The organism is Neobacillus sp. OS1-2 (genome assembly GCF_030915505.1).
GTDB lineage: Bacteria > Bacillota > Bacilli > Bacillales > Cytobacillaceae > Neobacillus.
In genome coordinates this window covers 1,577,895-1,601,230 of record NZ_CP133265.1, presented here as the reverse complement: position 1 = coordinate 1,601,230, position 23,336 = coordinate 1,577,895, and the positions used below count along the sequence as shown (strand labels likewise).

The 23,336-nt window shown below is 34.0% G+C and carries 20 protein-coding genes and 3 pseudogenes; 19 read left to right on the top strand and 4 right to left on the bottom strand.

The genetic code is table 11. From position 1 onward, the window contains the following. The first annotated feature begins 43 nt into the window (after positions 1 to 43). The 15 genes from RCG19_RS07835 to RCG19_RS07765 all read left to right on the top strand — a co-directional run bounded on the left by RCG19_RS07835 (position 44) and on the right by RCG19_RS07765 (position 16,962). Complete coding sequence (locus RCG19_RS07835; protein ID WP_308110390.1) at positions 44 to 805, top strand: tyrosine-protein phosphatase; 762 nt, start codon at positions 44 to 46, stop codon at positions 803 to 805. 138 nt (positions 806 to 943) lie between these two features. After that, positions 944 to 2,770, top strand: a complete 1,827-nt coding sequence (locus RCG19_RS07830) for a polysaccharide biosynthesis protein (protein ID WP_308110389.1) — start codon at positions 944 to 946, stop codon at positions 2,768 to 2,770. Between the two features lie 107 nt (positions 2,771 to 2,877). Then, on the top strand, positions 2,878 to 3,471 hold the full coding sequence (locus RCG19_RS07825; RefSeq protein ID WP_308110388.1) for a sugar transferase: 594 nt from the start codon (positions 2,878 to 2,880) through the stop codon (positions 3,469 to 3,471). A 25-nt stretch (positions 3,472 to 3,496) separates the two neighbouring features. Then, positions 3,497 to 4,393: an NAD-dependent epimerase/dehydratase family protein gene (locus RCG19_RS07820; protein WP_308110387.1), complete on the top strand. Its 897-nt coding sequence runs from the start codon at positions 3,497 to 3,499 to the stop codon at positions 4,391 to 4,393. Next, the gene (locus RCG19_RS07815; protein ID WP_308110385.1) at positions 4,393 to 5,601 is read left to right on the top strand and encodes a glycosyltransferase family 4 protein; all 1,209 of its coding nucleotides are present in this window, start codon (positions 4,393 to 4,395) and stop codon (positions 5,599 to 5,601) included. Before RCG19_RS07820 ends, RCG19_RS07815 begins: the two co-directional genes overlap by 1 nt. After that, on the top strand, positions 5,594 to 6,628 hold the full coding sequence (locus tag RCG19_RS07810; RefSeq protein WP_308110384.1) for a polysaccharide biosynthesis protein: 1,035 nt from the start codon (positions 5,594 to 5,596) through the stop codon (positions 6,626 to 6,628). The genes RCG19_RS07815 and RCG19_RS07810 overlap by 8 nt, the downstream gene beginning before the upstream one ends. Then, the gene (locus RCG19_RS07805; protein WP_308110383.1) at positions 6,625 to 7,476 is read left to right on the top strand and encodes an SDR family oxidoreductase; all 852 of its coding nucleotides are present in this window, start codon (positions 6,625 to 6,627) and stop codon (positions 7,474 to 7,476) included. The genes RCG19_RS07810 and RCG19_RS07805 overlap by 4 nt, the downstream gene beginning before the upstream one ends. A 17-nt stretch (positions 7,477 to 7,493) precedes the next feature. Then, positions 7,494 to 8,621 (top strand): non-hydrolyzing UDP-N-acetylglucosamine 2-epimerase, encoded by a 1,128-nt coding sequence (wecB, locus tag RCG19_RS07800; protein WP_308110382.1) that lies wholly within the window; start codon positions 7,494 to 7,496, stop codon positions 8,619 to 8,621. A gap of 6 nt (positions 8,622 to 8,627) precedes the next feature. Then, complete coding sequence (locus tag RCG19_RS07795) at positions 8,628 to 9,707, top strand: glycosyltransferase (RefSeq protein ID WP_308110381.1); 1,080 nt, start codon at positions 8,628 to 8,630, stop codon at positions 9,705 to 9,707. A gap of 2 nt (positions 9,708 to 9,709) precedes the next feature. After that, a complete protein-coding gene (locus RCG19_RS07790) occupies positions 9,710 to 10,936 on the top strand; it encodes a glycosyltransferase (protein ID WP_308110380.1) in 1,227 nt (408 codons plus the stop codon). Between the two features lie 52 nt (positions 10,937 to 10,988). Continuing rightward, positions 10,989 to 12,191, top strand: a complete 1,203-nt coding sequence (locus tag RCG19_RS07785) for a glycosyltransferase (protein WP_308110379.1) — start codon at positions 10,989 to 10,991, stop codon at positions 12,189 to 12,191. Between the two features lie 64 nt (positions 12,192 to 12,255). Beyond that, positions 12,256 to 13,548, top strand: a complete 1,293-nt coding sequence (locus tag RCG19_RS07780) for a hypothetical protein (protein ID WP_308110378.1) — start codon at positions 12,256 to 12,258, stop codon at positions 13,546 to 13,548. Between the two features lie 121 nt (positions 13,549 to 13,669). Next, positions 13,670 to 14,854 (top strand): polysaccharide pyruvyl transferase family protein, encoded by a 1,185-nt coding sequence (locus RCG19_RS07775; protein WP_308110377.1) that lies wholly within the window; start codon positions 13,670 to 13,672, stop codon positions 14,852 to 14,854. A gap of 79 nt (positions 14,855 to 14,933) precedes the next feature. Beyond that, complete coding sequence (locus tag RCG19_RS07770) at positions 14,934 to 16,472, top strand: oligosaccharide flippase family protein (RefSeq protein ID WP_308110376.1); 1,539 nt, start codon at positions 14,934 to 14,936, stop codon at positions 16,470 to 16,472. A 358-nt stretch (positions 16,473 to 16,830) separates the two neighbouring features. Next, entirely contained in the window at positions 16,831 to 16,962 is a 132-nt protein-coding gene (locus RCG19_RS07765; RefSeq protein WP_308110375.1) for a hypothetical protein, read from the top strand. 24 nt (positions 16,963 to 16,986) lie between these two features. On the opposite strand, the pseudogene RCG19_RS07760 reads toward RCG19_RS07765, so the two are convergent. Then, positions 16,987 to 17,712, bottom strand: a pseudogene (locus RCG19_RS07760) (IS3 family transposase); the annotation flags it as partial. A gap of 30 nt (positions 17,713 to 17,742) precedes the next feature. On the opposite strand from RCG19_RS07760, the pseudogene RCG19_RS07755 reads away from it, so the two are divergent. Next, positions 17,743 to 19,301: pseudogene (locus RCG19_RS07755) on the top strand (IS3 family transposase). Positions 19,302 to 19,463: 162 nt separating this feature from the next. On the opposite strand, the pseudogene RCG19_RS07750 reads toward RCG19_RS07755, so the two are convergent. Continuing rightward, positions 19,464 to 19,966 (bottom strand): annotated as a pseudogene (locus tag RCG19_RS07750) (helix-turn-helix domain-containing protein); the annotation flags it as partial. 127 nt (positions 19,967 to 20,093) lie between these two features. On the opposite strand from RCG19_RS07750, the gene RCG19_RS07745 reads away from it, so the two are divergent. Further along, positions 20,094 to 20,660, top strand: a complete 567-nt coding sequence (locus RCG19_RS07745) for a helix-turn-helix domain-containing protein (RefSeq protein WP_308110374.1) — start codon at positions 20,094 to 20,096, stop codon at positions 20,658 to 20,660. 50 nt (positions 20,661 to 20,710) lie between these two features. On the opposite strand, the gene istB is transcribed toward RCG19_RS07745, so the two are convergent. Beyond that, positions 20,711 to 21,430 (bottom strand): IS21-like element helper ATPase IstB, encoded by a 720-nt coding sequence (istB, locus tag RCG19_RS07740; protein WP_308110372.1) that lies wholly within the window; start codon positions 21,428 to 21,430, stop codon positions 20,711 to 20,713. After that, a complete protein-coding gene (locus RCG19_RS07735) occupies positions 21,430 to 22,020 on the bottom strand; it encodes a Mu transposase domain-containing protein (RefSeq protein WP_374049584.1) in 591 nt (196 codons plus the stop codon). Before RCG19_RS07735 ends, istB begins: the two co-directional genes overlap by 1 nt. A 290-nt stretch (positions 22,021 to 22,310) precedes the next feature. On the opposite strand from RCG19_RS07735, the gene RCG19_RS07730 reads away from it, so the two are divergent. Together RCG19_RS07730 and RCG19_RS07725 are read left to right on the top strand one after the other, a co-directional pair. Continuing rightward, entirely contained in the window at positions 22,311 to 22,454 is a 144-nt protein-coding gene (locus RCG19_RS07730; RefSeq protein ID WP_308110370.1) for a hypothetical protein, read from the top strand. Between the two features lie 238 nt (positions 22,455 to 22,692). Continuing rightward, positions 22,693 to 22,914 (top strand): hypothetical protein, encoded by a 222-nt coding sequence (locus tag RCG19_RS07725; RefSeq protein ID WP_308110369.1) that lies wholly within the window; start codon positions 22,693 to 22,695, stop codon positions 22,912 to 22,914. Positions 22,915 to 23,336 lie beyond the last annotated feature (422 nt).

Here is a 23,336-nt window from a genome sequence, read left to right as displayed (position 1 = left end):
AAAGTTATTAAAATGACAGTTAATTGGAAGAGGAGTGTGTCGAATGATTGATATTCATTGTCATATATTGCCCGGGATTGACGACGGAGCAAAGAATGTCGAAGATAGCCTGAACATGGCAAAGGAAGCTGTGAAGGAAGGCATTCATACCATCATCGCCACTCCTCATTTAAATAGTCAATATGATAACCGGAAGCCATCCATTTTAAAAAAAGTGGAAGAGTTAAATCAAAGCCTGCAAGAGGCAAACATCAACATGAGGATTTTACCTGGTCAGGAACCGAGGATTTTTGGTGAAATTCTAGCAGACTTAGAAACTGGAGATATTCAAACATTGAATGACAGTCAGTATGTATTTATTGAATTCCCATCAAGTCATGTTCCAAGGTATACAGAAAAACTCCTATTTGATATCCAAGTCAAAGGGTTGACCCCCATCATTGTTCATCCCGAGCGAAATGCCGAATTGATCGAACGCCCAGAAACCTTATATAAATTGGTTGAAAAGGGTGCGTTAACACAGGTAACGGCATCCAGTCTTTGCGGTTACTTCGGTAAAAAGATTAAAAACTACTCGATGCAATTAATTGAATCCAATCAAACGCATTTCATTGCTTCAGATGCTCATAATGTGAATAATCGAACATTTAAAATGGACGAAGCTTTTAGTTTAATAGATTCTAAGTTTGGTTCAGATTATGTCTATCTTTTTAAAGAAAATGCAGAGCTTCTGATTGAGAAGAAAAATATCATAAAAGAAATGCCAATCGAAATTAAAAAGAGAAAGAAGTTTCTGTTTTTCTAACCAAGGATATGTTGATTACACCAATAATAAATATCTAATGAAAGGACAGGTGTGATACACATGAGTTTCCGTTAGATATTTATTTTTTTGCCTAGATGTTTTGAGAAACGAAATAGATATAAAAGGGGGAATGGCCGGATGACATATGGAAAGAGGTTGACTGCACTCGCTATACTGGATTCATTCATTGTATTATCCGCAGTGTACATAAGCTATTTTACACTGAATCCGGATTGGGACATTTTTGAGATTCCCATGCTGCCAGTGACGGCACTTACACTGTTTACTTGCCATCACGTATTTGCATTCATATATAAACTTTATAATAAGGCATGGGAATATGCGAGTGTCGGCGAGCTGGTTGCGATTGTCAAGGCTGTGACGCTAACGATTATCGTTACGGGAATTATGCAGAAGCTGGTTTTTGGTAATATCTATGTTCGGGCATTGATGATTGCATGGATGCTACATGTGTTGTTCATAGGTGGATCGAGGTTTTCGTGGCGGATGTTCAGAGACAACATTATGACAAAACAGAAGGAAATCAAGCGGACCTTGATTATTGGCGCAGGTGCAGGTGGCACCATGGTTGCCCGGCAGTTACTTAATAACCATGAGATTGACTTGAAGCCTGTTGCCTTTATTGACGATGATCCGAAGAAATATCGATTAGAGATTCTGGGGATTACAGTTGCCGGGGATTCCAGACATATTAAGGAAACCGTGGAGAAATACAAAATAGAAAATATCGTGATTGCGATTCCTTCATTGGGTCAGAAAGAATTGAAACGAATCTTTGAAGAATGTGCGAAAACTAAGGCGAAAACGCAAATTATCCCTAAACTTGAGGATTTAATGACGGGGAAAGTAACGGTGAATCAATTCCGTGATGTCCAGGTGGAGGATTTATTAGGAAGAGAACCGGTGGAATTGGATATTGCCGGGATTTCAGAAAAGGTATCTGGAAAAACCGTAATGGTTACTGGTGCAGGCGGGTCGATTGGCTCGGAAATCTGCCGACAGATTTGTAAGTTTAATCCTAGTAAAATTGTTCTACTAGGACATGGGGAGAACAGTATTTATTTGATTGATATGGAGCTGCGTAGAATGTATCAAGATCAAATTGAGATTGTGCCTGTTATCGGTGATATTCAAGATCGGACGCGAATCTTTGATGTGATGGAGGAGCATCGACCGTTTGTAGTGTACCATGCCGCTGCGCATAAGCATGTGCCTCTTATGGAATATAATCCCAGGGAAGCTGTGAAGAATAATATCTTTGGTACTAAGAATGTTGCGGAGGCGGCGGACACCTTCGGTGTGAATACGTTTGTGATGATTTCTTCAGATAAGGCGGTTAATCCTCCGAATGTGATGGGTGCGACAAAGCGGTTTGCGGAGATGATTATTCAGAGTTTGGCTCCGAATAGTAATACGAAATTTGTGGCGGTTCGATTTGGGAATGTATTGGGCAGTCGTGGTAGTGTTATTCCGTTGTTTAAAAAGCAAATTGCTGCTGGTGGACCGGTTACGGTTACTCATGAGGAGATGACACGGTATTTTATGACTATTCCGGAAGCTTCGCGGCTTGTGATTCAGGCTGGGTCTTTAGCACGTGGCGGAGAGGTTTTTGTCTTGGATATGGGGGAGCCAGTTAAGATTGTGGATTTAGCGAAAAACCTGATAAAGTTGTCGGGATATACTATAGAAGAAATCGGGATTCAGTTTTCAGGACTTCGGCCCGGGGAGAAAATGTATGAGGAATTGTTGAACGAAAATGAAGTTCATCCGGAGCAGGTTTACCCGAAGATTCATATTGGGAAGGCGAAGGTTATTCAGGCTAGTGTTATGAGCGAGTTAATTGAGAGCTTGTTGACTATGTCTGAAAGAGAGATGCATAATACTTTGATAGATGTTGCTAATAATAGGTTTGAAAGTTCTTCAAATTTGTCTGTTGCTAAGTAGCAAGTTGAATTAAAAGAACAAAAAAATATATGTTTGGTTAGTTACTTGTCATTATGGCGAAGAAGGTTAAATACTAATTAACCTTTTTGATTGAGGTGGATGTTAAAGTGATTTATAGAAGGTATTTAAAAAGATTATTAGACTTTGTTCTTTCCTTTATTGGGATTGTGGTACTTTCACCCGTTTTTTTAATATTAATAATCTGTATTAAGCTTGATTCAAATGGACGGGTATTTTTTAAGCAGCGTAGGATTGGAAAAGGTAAATCAGAGTTTTATATTTTAAAGTTTAGAACAATGAAGATTGATACACCAAAAGATACACCCACTCACCTGTTAAAAGACCCAAAAAGCCATATTACTAGGGTAGGGAAACTTTTGCGCAAAACTAGTTTAGATGAACTTCCGCAAATAATTAATATTCTTAAAGGTGAAATGAGTGTGATTGGCCCAAGGCCTTGTCTTTGGAATCAGTATGATTTGATTGCTGAGAGAGATAAATATGGGGCGAATGATATTTATCCGGGGCTTACTGGGTGGGCACAAATAAATGGTAGGGATGAATTGCCGATTGAAACTAAAGCAAAACTTGATGGGGAATATGTTAATAGAGCGAGTTTTTTCTTTGATATAAAGGTGTTCTTTTTGACTGTTGTTAGTGTGCTTAAAAGTGATGGGGTAAAAGAGGGTAGTAGTAACTAAAGTAATTGTTTTCGGAGGAATAAATATGTTATATGTTACTGGAATTACTGGACATACCGGTAAATGGTTCTTAGATAGATTAATAAAAGAAAAGTATAAAGGTAAAATTAGATGTCTGGTTAGGGATAATAGCGATACAACTTTACTAGATAAATCCGGGCTAAAAGTAGAAAAGGTATTTGGTAGTCTAGAAGACAAAGCATTTCTAGAAAAAACTATGGAGGGTGTGGAAACGGTGGTCCATATCTCAACTATATTATTTTCAGATAATGTAATGGATGCCGCTATTAGAAATAAGGTGAAGTGGGCAATACTTGTTCACACTACAGGAAGATACTCAAAATATAAAAGTGCATCAGAAGTGTATATTGAAATTGAAGAAAGAATTCTTAAAATGAGAGATCAAATTGGTATTACAATATTAAGGCCCACAATGATATACGGCTCCACAGGAGATAGAAATATGTATAAACTTGTCGATTATTTAAACAGGCATAAGTTTTTCCCTATGTTTGGAAAAGGGGACAATTTGATGCAGCCTGTTCATGCCAAAGATCTAGGTTATGCATACTATGATATTCTTGAAAAAAGGGATATAACCTTCAATAAGGAATACAATTTATCTGGAAGAAATCCTATTAAATATCTGGACTTAATAAAATGTGTCTCCGCAACACTAGACAAAAAAAATACAATAGTAAAAATACCGTTATGGTTTTCAATATTTTCAGCGAAAATTTACAATTTAATTAATAAAAATGCTTTAATTTCTGTAGAACAGGTACTTAGAATGCAGGAAGATAAGGTATTTACTTACGATGAAGCGGCAAAGGACATTGGTTACTCTCCATTATCTTTTTCAGAAGGGATTAAAGGAGAAGTAAAGAGATATTTGGAAAGTAAACAAAGAGGAAAAAAGTAATGAAGATACTTGTAGTGTGTCAATATTTCTTTCCTGAGCAATTTAGAGTTAGTGATATTTGTTTTGAACTTGCAAAAGAGGGGCATGAGGTAACAGTCCTTACAGGACTTCCGAATTATCCAAGTGGGATTGTAGATAAGAAGTATAGAGCATTAAGAAATAGAAAAGAAGTAATAAACGGAGTTAAGGTTTATCGATCGTGGCTATTAGGAAGAGGAAAGGGAACTAAAAGATTAGCGTTGAATTACTTTAGTTTTGCAGTGTCTTCATCCATAAAAGCAATGTTTATTAAGAAAGACTTTGATTTAATTTTAGTTTATCAGCTTTCTCCAGTTACCATGGCATTGCCTGGTATCCTATTAAAAAAGATAACAAAAAAACCTTTAATATTGTATTGTCATGATCTATGGCCTGAAAGCCTTGTATCCGGGGGAATATCTCCGAATGGTAAAATTTATAGCGTTCTTTTGAAGCTCTCCAAATGGATATATAAAAGTGCAGATGAGATATTTACTAGTTCAAAGCTTTTTGAAGAATATTTTAATAATACATTAGATATTAATAGGAATATTACTTATCTACCTGTGTATGCTGAAGCAATATTTGAAGATATACCAAAAAAGAAGAATGATGGATTTATAAATTTAGTTTTCGCAGGGAATATTGGGGAAATGCAGAGCGTAGAAACAATTATTTATGCTGCAAATGAGATTAAAGATGAACAATCAATAAGGTTTCATATAGTGGGGGATGGATCTTCACGTAAGAGGTGTGAGGAATTAGCAAAGCAGTTTAATTTAAGTAATGTAATATTCTATGGGCAGCATCCGATTATTGAAATGCCAATATTCTACGAAATGGCTGATGCATTTTTAATTACATTGAAAGCAAATAAATTTATATCTTATACATTACCAAATAAGGTTCAATCTTATATGGCGTCAGGTAAGCCGATTTTAGGAGCTATTGACGGGGAAACTGAAATTGTTATTAATGATGCGAATTGTGGTTTATGTGCATCAGCAGAAAACTATAAACAATTTGCAAGTAATATTAAGAGGTTTGCTGCTGAAAAAGATACCCTTACAGAATACGGTAAAAATGCAAAATGTTATTATGATCATAACTTTTCTAAAAAGATATATATGGATAAAATAAATATATTGCTAACAAAAATCAAAATAAATGGAGATGTTAAAATTGTTTAAAGGGAAAACTTTATTAATTACTGGTGGAACAGGTTCATTTGGTAATGCTGTATTAGATAGGTTTTTAGATACTGATATCGGTGAGATTCGAATCTTTTCCAGAGATGAAAAAAAACAGGATGATATGAGAAAGCTTTATAAAAATGATAAAATTAAGTTTTTTATTGGGGATGTCCGGGATATCTCTAGTGTGAAAAATGCAATGTATAATGTTGATTATGTATTCCATGCAGCTGCATTAAAACAAGTTCCATCATGTGAATTTTTCCCTCTGGAAGCTGTTAAAACAAATGTGTTAGGTACAGAAAATGTCCTTACAGCAGCAATAGAAGCAGGTGTAAAGAAAGTTATATGCCTTTCTACTGATAAAGCAGCATATCCAATTAATGCGATGGGTATTTCGAAAGCGATGATGGAAAAAGTTTTTGTGGCCAAATCAAGAACAGTACCACAAGAGAGAACGATGATTTGTGGAACCAGATACGGGAATGTAATGGCCTCGAGAGGTTCTGTTATTCCATTATTTGTAGAGCAGATTAAGAGTGGCAATCCATTAACAATTACTGATCCTCAGATGACTCGTTTCTTGATGAGTTTAGAGGAAGCTGTTGAGTTGGTTGTGTTTGCTTTTCAAAATGCTAATTCTGGGGATATTATGGTTCAAAAATCACCTGCATCGACAATTGGAGATTTAGCTCAAGCTTTAAAAGAATTATTTAATGCGGAAAATGAGATAAAAATAATTGGAACAAGACATGGAGAAAAATTATATGAAACCCTCTTAACTAAAGAAGAGTATATTCCGGCTGAGGATATGGGTGGATTCTATAGAGTTCCCGTAGATAAAAGAGAGCTAAATTACGACAAGTATTTTGTTGAGGGAAATGAATTACTCGCTTATTCAGATGAATATAACTCTCATAATACAGAGCGGTTAAATATAGAGCAAATTAAAGAAAAACTTTTAAGTCTTGATTATATCCAACATGAACTAAAAGAGTTTGAAAGGAAGTTAGTAACTCAATGAAATTCTTAGTTTTAGGTGCAACAGGGATGGCTGGTCATACAATTGCTATCTATCTCAAAGAACAAGGACATCATGTTACAACCTTTTCCCGAAAACCATTTAACTATTGTGAAAATGTTATTGGTGATATAAAAAATTCACCTTTATTAGAAGATCTGGTTAAAACTGGGGAATTCGATGCAGTTATTAATTGTATAGGTATTTTAAATAGCGATGCAGAAGAAAATAAACATAATGCTGTCTTTATGAATAGTTATCTCCCGCATTATTTAAGTTATATTACAAAAGATAGTCATACTAAGGTTATTCACATGAGTACTGATTGTGTATTTTCCGGAAAAACCGGAAATTATAAGGAGAGCTCTTTGAAAGATGGAGAAACATTTTATGATCGATCAAAGGCGTTAGGTGAACTTGAAAATAATAAAGATTTAACATTTAGAAATTCTATCATTGGTCCAGATATGAATGAAGAGGGAATTGGCTTATTTAACTGGTTTATGAAGCAAAGTGGAGAAATTAATGGATACAGTAAGGCTATTTGGACTGGTGTAACTACTCTTACTTTAGCTAAGGCGATGGAAAAGGCCGTAGAAGTAAATTTAACTGGATTATATAATCTTGTGAATAATGAGAGTATAAATAAATATGAAATGTTAATTTTATTTAATAAGTACTTTAAAAATAATCAGTTGACCATTAATAATTATAAGGATTTTAGTTTAAATAAATCTCTATTAAATACACGGAGGGATTTTAATTTTATAATCCCTTCATATGAGGATATGATACAAGAAATGAAAGAGTGGGTATACGATCATCCAGAATTATATCCATATTATTTATAAAACGAGAGGGAAAAATTATGAATAAATTAAAAGTAATGACAATAGTAGGAACCAGACCTGAGATTATCAGGTTGAGTGAAACTATTAAGAAAATGGATAAATACTTTAATCATGTATTAGTTCATACTGGGCAGAATTGGGATTATACATTAAATCAAGTTTTCTTTGATGACTTAGGAATTCGAGAGCCTAATTATTACCTAAATAGTGTAGGAGATAATTTGGGTGAAACTATGGGTAATATTATCGCGAAATCTTTTGATATTTTACAAATGGAAAAACCCGATGCGCTATTGATTCTTGGAGATACTAATTCTTCGTTATCTGCAATACCAGCAAAAAGATTAAAAATACCTATTTTTCATATGGAAGCAGGTAACAGGTGTTTTGATCAGAATCTTCCGGAAGAGATTAACAGAAAAATAGTGGATCATATATCTGATGTTAATCTTCCATATACAGAACATGCAAGAAGATATTTAATTTCAGAAGGCTATAGGAAGGAACATATTTATGTTACTGGATCCCCAATGGCTGAAGTACTAAGAAAGTATGAGGATAAAATTAATAATAGTAATGTTTTGGATAGCCTTGGTTTAATTAAAGGTAAATATATTTTAGTTTCTGCTCATAGAGAAGAAAATATAGATAATGAAAAAAACTTTTTATCTTTAATGAATGCCATTAATGAAATAGCTGATCATTATCAAATGCCAGTAATTTATTCCACTCATCCAAGAAGTCAAAATATCATAAAGAAAAGAGAATTTAAGTTTCATCCACTAGTAAAAAGTTTAAAACCCTTTGGTTTTTTTGACTACAATAAACTACAGGTAAATTCCTATTGTGTTTTATCTGATAGTGGTACGGTCCCTGAAGAAGCAGCAATACTAGGATTTCCTGCAGTTTCAATTAGAACTTCAACTGAACGTCCAGAGGCCTTGGATAAGGGAACTATTATCCTTGGGGGAATAAAGAAACAAGACGTTTTACAGTCTGTTGAGCTATGTAGAGATATGTGGGATAGTAATGAACTGGTACTTCCTGTAACTGATTACATTGATACTAATGTTTCAGTGAAAGTTATTAAGATAATACAAAGCTATACTAAAATTGTTAATAAGGTTATATGGGGAAAGGAATAACTTCCTATGAATGTAATGGTTTTTAATGTTCCAGCAGAAACTGTTGGAGCATTAACTATTCTTAATGAATTTTACGATGAAGTCTTAAAGTATAAGGGTTATGATATTAAATGGACTTTTGTTCTAAGCAAGCCTACTCTTATGGAAACGGAAAATGTAAAAGTTATAAGGTTTCCATGGATAAAGAAGAGTTGGGCTCATAGACTATTTTTTGATCATATAATAGCGCCAAAATTAATCAAAAAACACAAAATCGATAAAATTATATCATTTCAAAATGTTGTTATACCTCATGTGAAGAAGCAGCAAATTTTATATGTCCATAATTCATTACCATTTATAGATCATAAATTTACCTTTAAAAAAAATACACATTTATGGATCTACCAAAATGTAATATCTAAAAATATCATTAAATCTATTAAGATAGCAGATAAGGTAATTGTTCAAACAAAATGGATGAAAAAAGCATGTTTAGAAAAATCGGGTGTTAAGCAAGAGAAAATAAGCGTAGTTCCCCCTAAAATTAATTTTGAGATAAAACAATTTTTCGATCCAAATATTAGCTCAATGTCTACCTTTTTTTATCCGGCAAGTGGGTTTGAATATAAAAATCATAAAGTGGTAATTGAAGCATGCAAAATTTTAAAAAATAAAACTGATAATAAGTATAAATTTATATTCACATTAAATGGTAAAGAGAATGAGGAAATTAAAAAGCTTCATGAAGAAGTCATAAATCAGCAGCTTCCTATAGAATTTATCGGTAGTATTTCTAGAGAAAAGGTATTTAAATTATATGCAAACTCAGTTTTATTATTTCCCTCTTATATTGAAACATTTGGATTGCCGCTTCTCGAAGCTAGGCTGCACAAAGGAATGATTATTGCTTCTGATTGTACTTTTTCTAACGAAATATTAAATGGATATGAGAATGCATTTTTCTTCCCTCACGATGTACCTGATAAATTATCTGGAATTCTCTTAAAGGTAATTAATGGCGATATTAGCTATAAAAATCCCAATAATATTCCAAATGATGAGAATTTAGAGTCGCTACTTTATCATATTGTAGCTAGGAGGTAATTATGAAGATATTATTCTTCGGAACTGCATGTAATTTAGAAACTTTTAATACAATTAATAAAAAATCCAATCATAAGGCATCAGCTGCACCACAATACTTTCAGAATTTACTATTGAAGGGGCTGTCCGAAGCAAATAAGGATATTACGATTAGGACGGTTTTACCGATTGCTCACTTTCCAATTAGTAGGAAGAAATTGATATCAGCTAAAAAGGAAGAAGTCATAGATGGAGTAACAACCAAATATTTGCCTGCAGTAAATTTCCTTGTATTAAAGCAGCTATGTTATATAGTAGCCTCTATTCTAGAATTGGCCCTCTGGAGTTGGGAAAATCGAAAAGAGAAAAATCGTGTTGTGCTAATATATGGGATGTATCTACCCGTATCACTACCCTTAGTTCTATTTTCAAAATTATGTGGCTCTTTGATAGTTACCTATGTAAATGATTTGCCAAATCTAATGTTTAAATATACAAAACAACAGGGTTTAAAGAGTTTATTAGTTCCAATCTATAATATGTTAAGCGAATTTTTGTATGAAAAATTTGATGGCTATTTAATGGTATCAAAGCAGTTGGGTGAAATAGTTAATCGAAAGAATAAACCTAGTGCTGTTGTAGAAGCATTTGCTGAAGTAAGTAATAGTCGTAGTGAGGATTTGCTACAAAAAAAAGAAAATGCAATCATGTATGCCGGAACATTACACAAGCAATTTGGCATTGATAAATTGCTTTATGCCTTTAGAGAAATAGATGACCCAAGTTTGAAGTTGTGGATATTTGGTTCAGGAGATATGGAAGATGAGATTGAAAAAGAATCTAAGAAAGATTCGAGAATTATTTATTTTGGAATGAAGCCATTGAGTGATGTCTTTAAGTATGAAATGAGAGCTAAATTATTGATAAACCCAAGATATTCTAAAGATGAATATACAAAGTACTCATTTCCATCTAAAACTATGGAATATATGCTTTCTGGAACACCAGTCTTAATGACACATTTAAAGGGAATAGACGATGATTATTACGAACATGTATATACAACACCGAATGAGTCTATCGCAGGATGGAAAGATTCCATTGAAAAAGTTATGTTGAAAAGTGAGTTCGAATTGAATGAAAAAGGAAGAAGTGCAAGACAATTTATTATTAAAAATAAAAATTTACAAGCTCAAACAAAAAAGGTAATTAAACTATTATACCAGGTACTAGAAAATAGGGCTTTATGATGTTTTTGTTATAAGGGGAAAATGGAAGATAATTCGAAATGAGGGATTGATTTTGAAGGACATCATATTCATCAATGATAATTTCTTAGTTGGAGGAACAAATACTTCTGCTATAACACAGTTAAATCTTCTTATTGAAATGGGGTATAGTGTAACTCTGTGGGTCGTCACCGGTGTGTATGATGAAGAAATGATAGATCAAATACCTAGTGGTGTGAGTGTGGTATGTGGGAGTGAATTTGATAGGCTATATAAAACGCAAGCTCAGATTTCACGAATTAAAAGGGTTTTAAAGCACCCGTATAAGATGGCTAGGCGTATGTTAATTAAAAGAGACTTAGGCACAAACTCTAAGCTTCATAACAGAAGAGAAGCTAAATATGGCACTTTAGCAGATAATTATTCATTAGCATTCTATTTTGATTTACCGCTTATGACAAATTATCTTAACTGGATTGATAGACAGATAAATTGTAAGAAGAAAGTACTTTGGATTCATACAGTTTATGCAAATAAAACCATACTGGCAACCTTTAATTTGAAAGAAGAGTTATCCATTAGTACACTTGATAAATTTGATAAGATTTTTGCTGTTTCAAAGGAGTGCAAGTTAGGATTCGTTAGTTTTTTTGAGAAATTTGATATTAATGTGGATATTATTAGATTACCGCTGGATGTTAAGAAGATAAAGAAAATGGCTTTAGAACAAACGATAGATATGGAAAGTCAGGACCTACGTTTAATTACAGTTGGTAGAATAACTTATGAAAAGGGAATTGATCGTATCATCACTATATGCAAAAATCTATTGAGTGAAAAGATCAAATTCGTTTGGTATGTTATCGGTGATGGAGATATGGAAACTGAAATTAGTTCAATGATAAAAGAGAATAATTTAGAAGAATCTTTACTTTTATTAGGGAGAAAACCTAATCCTTATCCTTATTTATTGAATGCGGATATAGTAGTCGTTCCCTCAAGAACTGAGTCTTGGGGACTAGTAACAAATGAAGCACTTATACTAGGAAGACCTATTGTTGCAACAGATGTAGGGGGAACGAAAGAGATGTTGACTAATTATTTTAAAGGCGAAGTGGTTGAGAATCACCAAGATAGAATTACTGAAGGTATAAAAAGTATTATAACCAGGAGTAAAAATAATTATAATCTTGGTGGAATTGCGGAAAATAGGTTTGATGAAACATTTGCAAAAAAATGTATGAATGAGATCTTACAGCTAGTAGAAAATGAATAGATAACAATGAAATGTTAGTAGAACAATAACAAATAGTAAATATAAGAAGAAAGAGAGAAGTTAATTGGAAACTTATACTACTCTTGAAGCGAAAATAAAAAAGCAAAAACTAAGTATTTTTAAATTATTCCATTTAAGTCTTGCATTAATTGTTATAGCATGGCTTAATAATGGCACATTTACATTTATTATGCCATATGTAGTAAACTATTTAAGATGGGGCTTGTTTTTTGTATGGTTTGGTTTGGCCATTCTTAATAGAAGAACCTTTCTGAAAACTATTATTCTTCAATTATGGCCTTTATTACTTTTTAATTTATATTTGATAATTATCTCCGGTTTTGTAGAGAATGAACTGGGTGTATATATAAAAAGTATTTCATATTTGATGATTGTATACTCTATTTTTTTGTTCTATGTTGATGAAAAGAATAAATGGTTACAGAAATGTTTAATTGTTTTTTTATTCTTAGATACTATAATAGTTGCAATTAATACTCACAACGCAATTAAGGCAAACCCGTTAATTGCAAGGTTGCTAGCTACAGGTGGAGAAACAAGAGATATATTAATAGGAACAGATACTTTCTATGGTATCGGAACCTACGGCTATTTCTATTCTCTAGGGTCATTGATTTTATTGTTCTGTTTTGCATTCTTTACTTTTCGAAAAAATAGATATTTACAAATTTTAATTATAATAGCTTTCATGGCATTATTAATCGAAGCATCTTTTACAATTGCTATTCTTCTCACATCACTTTTTCTTTTCATAATTATTATTCTAAAGGCAACAAACAAATACGTACTTATTTCAATATTAATTTTAGGACTAACCATTCTATTGACATTACAAGGAGCTATTGCTTCATTATTTGAGGCACTTGCCAATATTAATGGTATTTCTAATGTAGTATCTGTTAGATTTATTGAATTGTCACAATTTTTTTCTGGGAATAATATTTCAGGGTCAGACATGAATATTAGGAATCAATTGTATTATCAGTCACTTGAGGCATTTATAAATAATATTATGACCGGTACTGTCTTTACTTCTAACAGTATGTTTAGGGCAGGTGGTCACTCAGCATGGTTGGATTTATTAGCAAATTTCGGGTTATTTTCAATTCCTTTTTTTATATTTTTAATAAAAGCTTACAATTATTGTAATAGTAAAGTACCTTTAAAATATAAACCTTTAGTCAGGATATATTGGTTGTATTATGTATTATTAGGTTTCATAAATACCCTATTTGCTTCTAATATTTTTATAACTTGGTTTTTCCTTTTACCTTTAAGTATTGTTGCATTTTTTGATTTAAAGAGCACCAAAGGTTTATCAAATAGTAAGGAATAGCAACAAATTTAGAAAAAGATGACCAATCACTCCCAATTTATATACATTAGTTTTAAAAATTATCAGATGTATATAAAATTGATATTTTTGTAATATATATTCCGATAATGAGGAGCTAAATATGGGAAAAGTAATAATAATTAGTTTTTTTAAAAGTAACAATATTGGTGATTTAGCACTAAGTAATGCAATAGAGACGATAATATCTAAACAAGGTTTTAATGTTAAAAAGTATGATTTTGCCAACATAGAACCAATAGAGACCAATAATAATAGAGTTTTTGAAAATAAATATTCTACAAACAAAGATAATTCGAATAGACTAATAAAGTTGGGGAAGAAAATAATAAGAGAGGTATTAAATTTCTTATTCGGCGAATATACAGTTGGTTCTTTTAGTAGTTATATTAGGAAAAGAACCAACTGGAAAAATTATATTAAGGATTTAGACGATGTTGATTCAATAATAATTGGTGGCGGAAATATGATAATGGATACTCATTATGACTGGCCATCTATTTTTTATCGGTATTGTAAGCTCGCGAATAAATATAATAAAAAGATACACGTAGCGTTTGTTGGGGCGGAACCACCAAAATATAAAAAAAGTAGAATTTTATATAAAAAAGCATTTCATTATTCAACATCCATTAATGTTAGAGACCCTATATCGAAAGCAATAGTTGAAGATTTAACAAACAAAAAAGTAGAAGAGACTATAGATCCAGTTTTTTATTTAAAACCAAGTTTAAAAAAGGGAAAAAAATACGAAAGTAAATCAATTGGTATTAATATTCTCTCAAGAGTTTGCTTTAAGAATGATGAAGAGTATATTAGCTATACTGATTCTATTATTAAGCTAATTAAAAAATTAACTTTAATTGATTCGTATTCACTGATACTCTTCTCAACAGACACTATTGATTGGCCGGCAATACAAGAATTAGAGAATCATTTATTACAAAACAAAATAATTAATATCAGCATATCGCTACCAACTTCCCTAAATGATATATACGAATTATATGATGAATTTGATTATATTATTGGTGGTAGAATGCATGCAATGATAATTGCGCAAAAATGTCTACTACCATTTATGGGTGTAATTTGGCAATCGAAAGTAAAGGGATTTGCTATGGTTGTAGATTCCTGTGATCGATTATTTAACCTTACTGATTTAACTGATACCGAACAAATTATAAAGTGTGTTTTAATTGATTTAAATAATATTAGTAAAGTAAAAGAAAAAATGTACAAGAAAAACCTCGAGCTTGAGAGGATTATTGAAGAACAGAGATTCTAATAAAATATTTTATAGATTTTTAAGAATGGAAAATGGACTGGTAGGAAAAATATGAACTATTCGAAGGAAGGAAAGGATTTTGAAACTTAACCAAGTTAAGGTTGGAGCAATTCTCTCCTATGCATCTATATTAATTACTATTTTTATATCACTTCTGTATACTCCTTTTATGCTAAGATTTTTAGGACAATCAGAATATGGTTTATACTCACTTATTGGTTCAATTGTTGGTTATTTAAGTATATTAGATATGGGTTTAGGGAGTGCGATTGTTCGTTATACTGCACGTAATAGAGCATTGGGAGATAAAAGTGCCGAATCAAAACTAAATGGGATGTTTTTGGTGCTTTATAGTTTAATTGGATTATTGACTGTAGTGATTGGAGCTTTAATATACTTTAATTTAGAAAGAATATTTGGTGGTAGTTTAAAGCAGGCTGAATTGCATAAAGCTAAAATAATGATGCTCCTTCTAATTTTTAATTTTGCAATATCATTTCCGTTAGGTGTTTTTGGTTCAATAATACAGGCTTATGAAAAGTTTATTTTTGCAAGGGTAATAACAATTATCCGTTCATTAATAAACCCATGTATTATGATACCACTACTATTCTTTGGATATGGTTCAGTGTCTATAGTTGTTGTTAATACGATATTAAATATTGTTTGTTTAATAATTAATGTAATTTATTGTTTTAAAGTATTAAATATTAAAGTTCAATTTGAAAAAATTGATTTAGGTTTACTAAAGGAAATTGCAGGATACTCCTTTTTTATTTTTCTCAATGTTATAGTGGATAAAATATATTGGAGTTCAGATCAGTTTATTTTGGGAGTCATATCAGGAACTACAGTTGTTGCGGTTTATGCTGTGGCTATGCAATTTATTTTTATGTATTTAAATCTATCAACCTCTGTTAGTGGTCTTCTTCTACCTAGATTATCAATGATGGCTGCTAGCAACGCAACGATGGGAGAATTTACACAAATGATGATTAGATTTGGAAGAATTCAATATATAATAATGGCATTTATTATAAGTGGATTTTTCCTGTTTGGTCAGGCTTTTATAAAATTGTGGGCGGGCTCAGAATATAGAGAGGCTTTTTATATAGTAATGGTAATAATGGTGCCACTGACAATTCCTTTAATTCAAACTGTAGGATTAACAATTTTACAGGCTAAGAATCTTCATGGATTTAGATCAGTTGTATATTTACTTATTGCAGTATTAAATATATTAATAAGTATCCCTTTAGCAAAAATCTGGGGTGGGTTAGGGAGTGCGATGGCAACGGCCACTTCCTTATTTTTAGGTAATGTTATTATTATGAATATATATTATTCTCGTAAAATAGGTCTGGATATTCTACTCTTTTGGAAAAATATAATTCGTTTGTCAGCACCAGTTATTATATCATTGCTCTGCGGCATTGGAATTAATCATATTATTGTTGGTAATAGTATTTTTTTCCTTGGTATTAAAATAATATTATTCTCTATTTCTTATATTCTCTTTATGTCTCTCCTAGGTATAAATAATTATGAAAAAAATCTTTTTTATTCTCCAGTAAAGAGAATATTCAAAGGGAAGAAGGTCCTTCGTAAAGATGCTTAAGGAGTTTGAGTGAGATACTGATAATTCATTAAATCAACATTTAACTTGCCAAACACGTTTCTAAAAAATATCTAATTGGTTTCAAGGCTGATCTACTTATTTTACAAAAAACTGTTATTAAAATCATTGTAATAGAGCCAAAATATACATAATATGAAGGTGTATTTTGGTTTTTTTACTTCAAAAAGTACAATTTTATACTCCATTATTAATTCCGGTGCCTGTCACGCCTCGATATTTGTCGAAGATTGATAGGTTTTTATAGTTGTAGGAAATGCTAGAATAGAGTTGCAACTAAATATTGTGAGGGTGGCCGGTTGTTGATCTTCTTTCCTTTTTGGGAAAGGAGGTGATAATCATGGAACCATTTCTTGAAATTCTACGAGAAGTTCTGAAAGGAGTTATGCGTGAATTGAGCGCTTATTTCATTCGGAAAGCTGTTCTAGAAAACAAGAAAACCACCCCGCGCCGTAGGAAGCAAATGATCTGAACCCAAAAAGTTAGACACAAAAATTTAGGCAGCTATTTGGGCATGAATTCGGTATTGCACCGGACTCATGCCTTTTAATTTTGCTTTAATTCTTTTGTGATTATAGTAATATATATAATTCTCTAATTCTAGTTTAAAATGCTCCATACTCTCAAATTCTTTTAAGTAGAGTAATTCAGACTTTAATAAGCCAAAGAAATTCTCCATGACTGCGTTATCCAAACAATTCCCCTTACGTGACATACTTTGAGTAATTCCGTGTGCTTTTAAAGCATGATGGTACTGTTTCATTTGATAATGCCAGCCTTGATCAGAATGGAGGATGGGGGCGTCTCCCTCATTTAGATGTTTAAGAGCTTCATCCAGCATTTTTGAAACAAGGGGAAAAACAGGACGTTTTTCTATGTTATAAGCGATGATTTCTCCGTTGTATAAATCTAAAACGGGGGACAAATATAACTTCTCCCCGTATAGGTGAAATTCTGTTACATCTGTTACCCACTTCTCGTTTGGTTTTGATGCTTTAAAATCGCGCTTCAAGATATTAGGGGCAATTTTCCCTACCTCTCCTCGGTAAGAACGATATTTTTTCATGCGTACAAGGCATTTTAATCCCATTTCATTCATTAAGCGTCGGACTGTTTTATGATTTATTTTTAATCCCCGATTATGCAATTCCAATGTGATTCGACGATATCCATATCGCCCTCCCCCTCTGTTAGGATAGATGTCGTATAGAACTTTAGTGTTATACTTTAGTTAACACGGAGGGTGATCGACATGACAGAGAAATTAGGAAGACGTTATAGCAGGGAAATAAAAGAGTCCATTGTGAAGAGGATGATGCCACCAAACAACGAGGCTATCAGTCGAATTAGTGAGGAAACTGGTATTACCGAAGCTACGTTGTATAAGTGGAGGAAGGATGCTCGAGCTGCTGGAAATGCCACACCTGGAGATGGACAAGGCTCGGAACAATGGAATAGTGAAGATAAATTTTTAATCGTTATGGAAACCTACTCATTGAATCAAGCAGAACTAGCGGAGTATTGCCGGAAAAAGGGATTATATAAAGAACAAATTGAGGCTTGGCGTGATACTTGTCTTAGTGCAAATGGCCGGGAAACTAATCAAACAAAGCAGTTGAATCAAGAATTAAAGGATGAGAAGAAACGAGCCAAATCTTTAGAAAAAGATTTGCTTAAAAAAGAGAAAGCATTGGCTGAAGCCGCAGCCATATTACTTTTAAGAAAAAAGGCCCAAGCGATCTGGGGGGACCAAGAGGACGAATGATCAGCCCGTCAGATCGCGCACTAGCAGTAGAACTCATTCAAGAAGCTAACCAGAATGGTGCGCGATTAGCCCTTGCTTGTAAAGAACTAAACATTAGTGTACGGTCGTATGAACGCTGGGTTTCAGAAGGTGGAGTTAAGGAAGATCAACGCCCTATTGCGCTACGCCCAGAACCCAAAAATAAACTAACACAAGAGGAAAAAATAAGAATACTAGAGGTTGTTAAAAAAGAGGAATTCGCTGATTTACCGCCAACACAAATTGTGCCAAAATTGGCGGATCAAAGTATTTATATTGCCTCCGAATCTAGTTTTTACCGAGTGCTTCGTGAACAAAATATGCAAAACCATCGGGGAAGAAGCAAGAGACCCGAACGGAGGTTACCAGAAAGTCATTTAGCAATAGCTCCAAACCAAGTTTGGACATGGGATATTACATGGTTAAAAGGACCAGTGAAAGGCATATTTTACCGTCTCTATTTAATTCTTGATTTATTTAGTAGAAAGATAGTTGGCTGGGAGATTTGGGAAACGGAAGAGGCAAAATACGCAGAAGAATTAATGAAGAAGACGGTTGTAAGCGAGAAGATTCAAGGAAGACCGTTGGTCCTCCATTCCGATAATGGTAGTCCGATGAAAGCGACGACTTTTCAGGTCTTACTTGAAAAGTTGGGGATTCAAAGCTCTTATTCTAGACCAAGAGTAAGCAATGATAATCCCTATTCTGAAGCTATGTTTCGGACACTAAAATACAGACCAGAATTCCCATTCAAAGGTTTTGGAACACTCGATGCAGCACGAGAATGGGCACTGAAATTTGTACATTGGTATAACTGCGTACATTTGCACAGTGGCATAAATTTTGTGACGCCTGAACAGTGTCATACTGGAGCCTATGTAGAAGTTCTCAATAAGAGAAAAGAAGTCTATGAGCAAGCGAAACAAAAACGGCCTGAACGTTGGACAAGGTCTACAAGGGACTGGAGTCCACATGAATCAGTAGCATTAAATCCAATGAAAGAATCATTAGAAAATGCATCCAAATAGATTATCTTCAGATATGCTTGAATCCCCTTTACCCATCTCCAAATAGAACAGAATAAAATTCTGTTCTATTTGGAGATGGCCAGCAAGCGAAGCGCGGTAGTTTCTTTAAATTTAATACACTAGTAAACAAGGAAAATGCGACAACTATCTTGACAAACACCGCCCTTGATGTTCGTCAAAAATCTCCTGAATCAACTCTTTTACTTCCTTATATTTATCTGGACGATTCATTTGTTTTACCCAATAATAATACGTGCTGCGCCCAATACCAGCGACCTTCACAAGATTAATTACTTTAAATTCATGCCTTAATTCATAGATTACTTGCGCTTTGTCTTGTTCTGTAATCTTTCCTTTTCCTGAATTAAGGCTTTCAACTTTTTTAAATAGGCATTCTCCATGCGTAAACGCTCAATTTCACCACGTAATGCTTCTTCAGATCCATCCATGGGTTGAGATTTATTAGTTTCTTTTTTCATAGGTGAACGCCCCTTTTGTGTTGGTTTTAGGGCGTCTATTCCATGTAATTCGAAACTACTTTTCCATTTTGAAATGGTACTATGTGTTGCAATGTTAAATATAGCTGCCGTTTCTCTGATAGACGTCCCTGTCTCTTTTATATAGTTCAGTACGTCTATTTTAAACTCTGTTGTATATGATGTATAGGGGTGTAACTGCTAAACTAAAGTCAACAGTTTCTGCCAGATAGATTTGAACACTTTTTTACCAAATTGGCCAACAGTTACGCTATCATGATTTTATATCATCATTGTTAGCTGGGGGGTTTGAAAGGTGGAAAAGTTACTTTTGTACGTAGAGATACATCAACTAAAAAAACAGGGTTTTAAAATAGCAGCCATTGCAAAAAAATTAGAGATTTCTAGAAATACAGTTTATAAGTACTTGAATATGAGTTTCAATGAAGCATCAGAGTGGGTGTCATCAACAGGAAGTAGGAGGAAGAAATTAGATACACACCAGCATCTTATTTTAAGCTGGCTCAAGGAAAATCCAGATCTTTCTTCAGCTCAAGTGGAGGATTGGTTAAAAGAGAAATTTCCTTCAATAGAAATTGGTAGTAGTACTGTTCGAGGATATGTTAGTGAGCTAAGGGATATTTACCATATTCCAAAGGTTATTCGTATTCGGGATCATGAGGCTGTTGAAGAAATACCAATGGGGCAACAGATTCAAGTGGATTGGGGAGAAATAACAGTTAAGAATCAAGAAAAAAAACCTGTTAAATTATATTTTATTACCTTCGTACTCTCTCATTCTCGATATAAATATGTGGAATGGCTGGACAGGCCATTCACCACAAGGGATACCATTCGGTGTCACGATGTATTTGGCAAGTAAAAAATGCTTTAATCGGCAACTAAAAATGTAACCACTTGCCAACATTATTGCTATGTTTGTAATAATGACTCTTTATAACGATGACTATCTCCGTTGAAAACCACTAGGTGGGAGTGGTGAATTAGACGGTCAATGACTGCCTCTGTTAAGATTGGATCACCAAAAACGTGGTTCCATTGACCGAACTGCAGGTTGGTTGTAATAATGATGCTTTTGGCCTCATAGCACATTGAAATGACTTGGAATAATAGCTCTCCACCCTGTTTATGCAAGGGGATGTAACCTAGTTCATCTAGGATCAATAAATCCAGCTTTTCTATTTGTTTAAACAATTTCGGTAAAGTGCCTTTTTCATTTGCTTCAAGTAACCTATTTACCAATCCTGCAACTGTATAGAACTTTACGGACTTGCCAAACTTATATATGGCATTCAAACCAATCAACGTGGCGAGGTAAGTCTTACCTGCACCTACCCCTCCATAGAAAATGTTATTCTCCTGCTTTTCTATGAACTCCCCATTCAATAGATAGTCCTTTGTCATTCCTCCCGGAATCTGAACTTCGCTCCAATCAAACGGTTTTCCATTCACTTTTGGAAGCGTAGCTTGGTTTAATAGGAGGTTAACCTTGCGTTCTTCACGCTGCTGGATTTCTGCTTCAAAGAGCTTAAATAAAAACTCTTGATTATTTGAGCATTCGACTTCATGAAAATGTTCTTTGATCCAGCTCAGCTTCAATCGCTTTGCATAGGTTTTAATTTGCTCATTCATTATGCGTCCACTCCTTTATGGAGCTGGTCATAATGTCCGAGGCCTCGCGTCGCTTCCGGTAGTTTGGGTAGCGATATGTTCGGCTTAATATCACTACGGATTCCACGTCCGTTAATAAGTTGATAGAATACTTGTTTTATGGCATCCACGGAGGGATGCCCATGTTCCGATGCAATGACCAGTGCTTTCGTAATGACACTGAAATCGTGGTCTTTCAGAATTATAGATAATAGTTTCAGAGCTTCTGGTTTTTCAGGCACTGTACAAGCACCAAAATAACTTTTCCATTCTTCCGGGAGCTGATCATAGAAACTTGTATATTTAAGTGCCGTAGGACGTTTGGCCATCAAATTTAGATATGGCTGCCATTTCATGGACTTTCTGTATTGGCCATACAATCGGGAATGGCTGACAACGAGGTGGTGATCATCGTTCAAAATTTCAACTTTGTTATATGAAATTCTTACTAGGACCTTGCCTTGCGCATATCTTGGTGAAGTCGAATACAGGTTAAGATCTAGCTTGATATAACCGTATTTATCGGCTTTCAGGGTCTCGTACCTTACACATTCATATTCTTTAGCTGGCAATAGGAGGAAGGCTTCCCGATCTTCCTCAAATAACTCTGAAATCGTCCACTCCTTTTGATAATGCTTCCTTTTGCGGTCTTTTTCAGCCTTGGTCCATAGCTCTTTATTTAAATCATCTAGATCGATTACGTGCAGCCCCGGAAATTCCGGTGCCTGTCACGCCCCGATATTTGTCGAAGATTGATAGGTTTTTATAGTTGTAGGAAATGCTAGAATAGAGTTGCAACTAAATATTGTGAGGGTGGCCGGTTGTTGATCTTCTTTCCTTTTTGGGAAAGGAGGTGATAATCATGGAACCATTTCTTGAAATTCTACGAGAAGTTTTGAAAGGAGTTATGCGTGAATTGAGCGCTTATTTCATTCGGAAAGCTGTTCTAGAAAACAAGAAAACCACCCCGCGCCGTAGGAAGCAAAAGGGTGGTTTACGCAAATAAAATTAACCTCAACAACCACCACCCTGACGGTAGAGGTTGCAATGAGAAGTGTTAGCAGCACTTCTCATTTATATATATATCCATTATATACAAAAAGATCACGATTTAAAAGAAAAAGCATGAAATTTGCTGCTGCGCGCAGGTGAACAAATGTACTCAAGAGCAGCATCCCAGTGCCTGTCACGCCCCGAAATTTGTCGAAGATTGATAGGTTTTTATAGTTGTAGGAAATGATAGAATGGAGTTGCAACTGAATATTGTTGGGGTGGTTGGTTGTTACGCTTCTTTCCAATTTGGAAAGAAGGTGATAATCATGGAAACATTTCTTGAAATTCTAAGAGAAGTTCTGAAGGGGATTTTGCGTGAAATATGCGCATACTTCTTTCGGAAAAACGTACTAGAAAACAAGAAAACCACCCAACGCCGTCGTAAGCAAAAGGGTGGTTCTCGCAAAAAATAAACCATAGACAACCACCACCCTGACGGTAGCAGTTGCAGGGAGAAGTGTTAGTAGCACTTCTCTTTTTTATTATATATATATTATATACAAAAATATTCCTTTTTAAAAGGGAAAACCCCGTAAATCCTTAATTCCGGTGCCTGTCACGCTCCGATATTTGTCGAAGATTGATAGGTTTATTGATGATTAGTTAATGATAGAATGAAACTGCAACTGAATATTGTTAGGGTGTCCGGGTTGTCGATTTCTTCCTTTCTTGAAAAAAGGAAGGAGGTGATAACTTTGGAAACTTTTCTTGAAATCTTACGAGAAATTCTGAAAGGGATGTTGCGCGAATTAAGCGCATATTTCTTTCGGAAAAACGTTCTAGAAGACAGGAAAACCACCCAACGCCGTCGAAAGCCAAAGGGTGGTTCGCACAA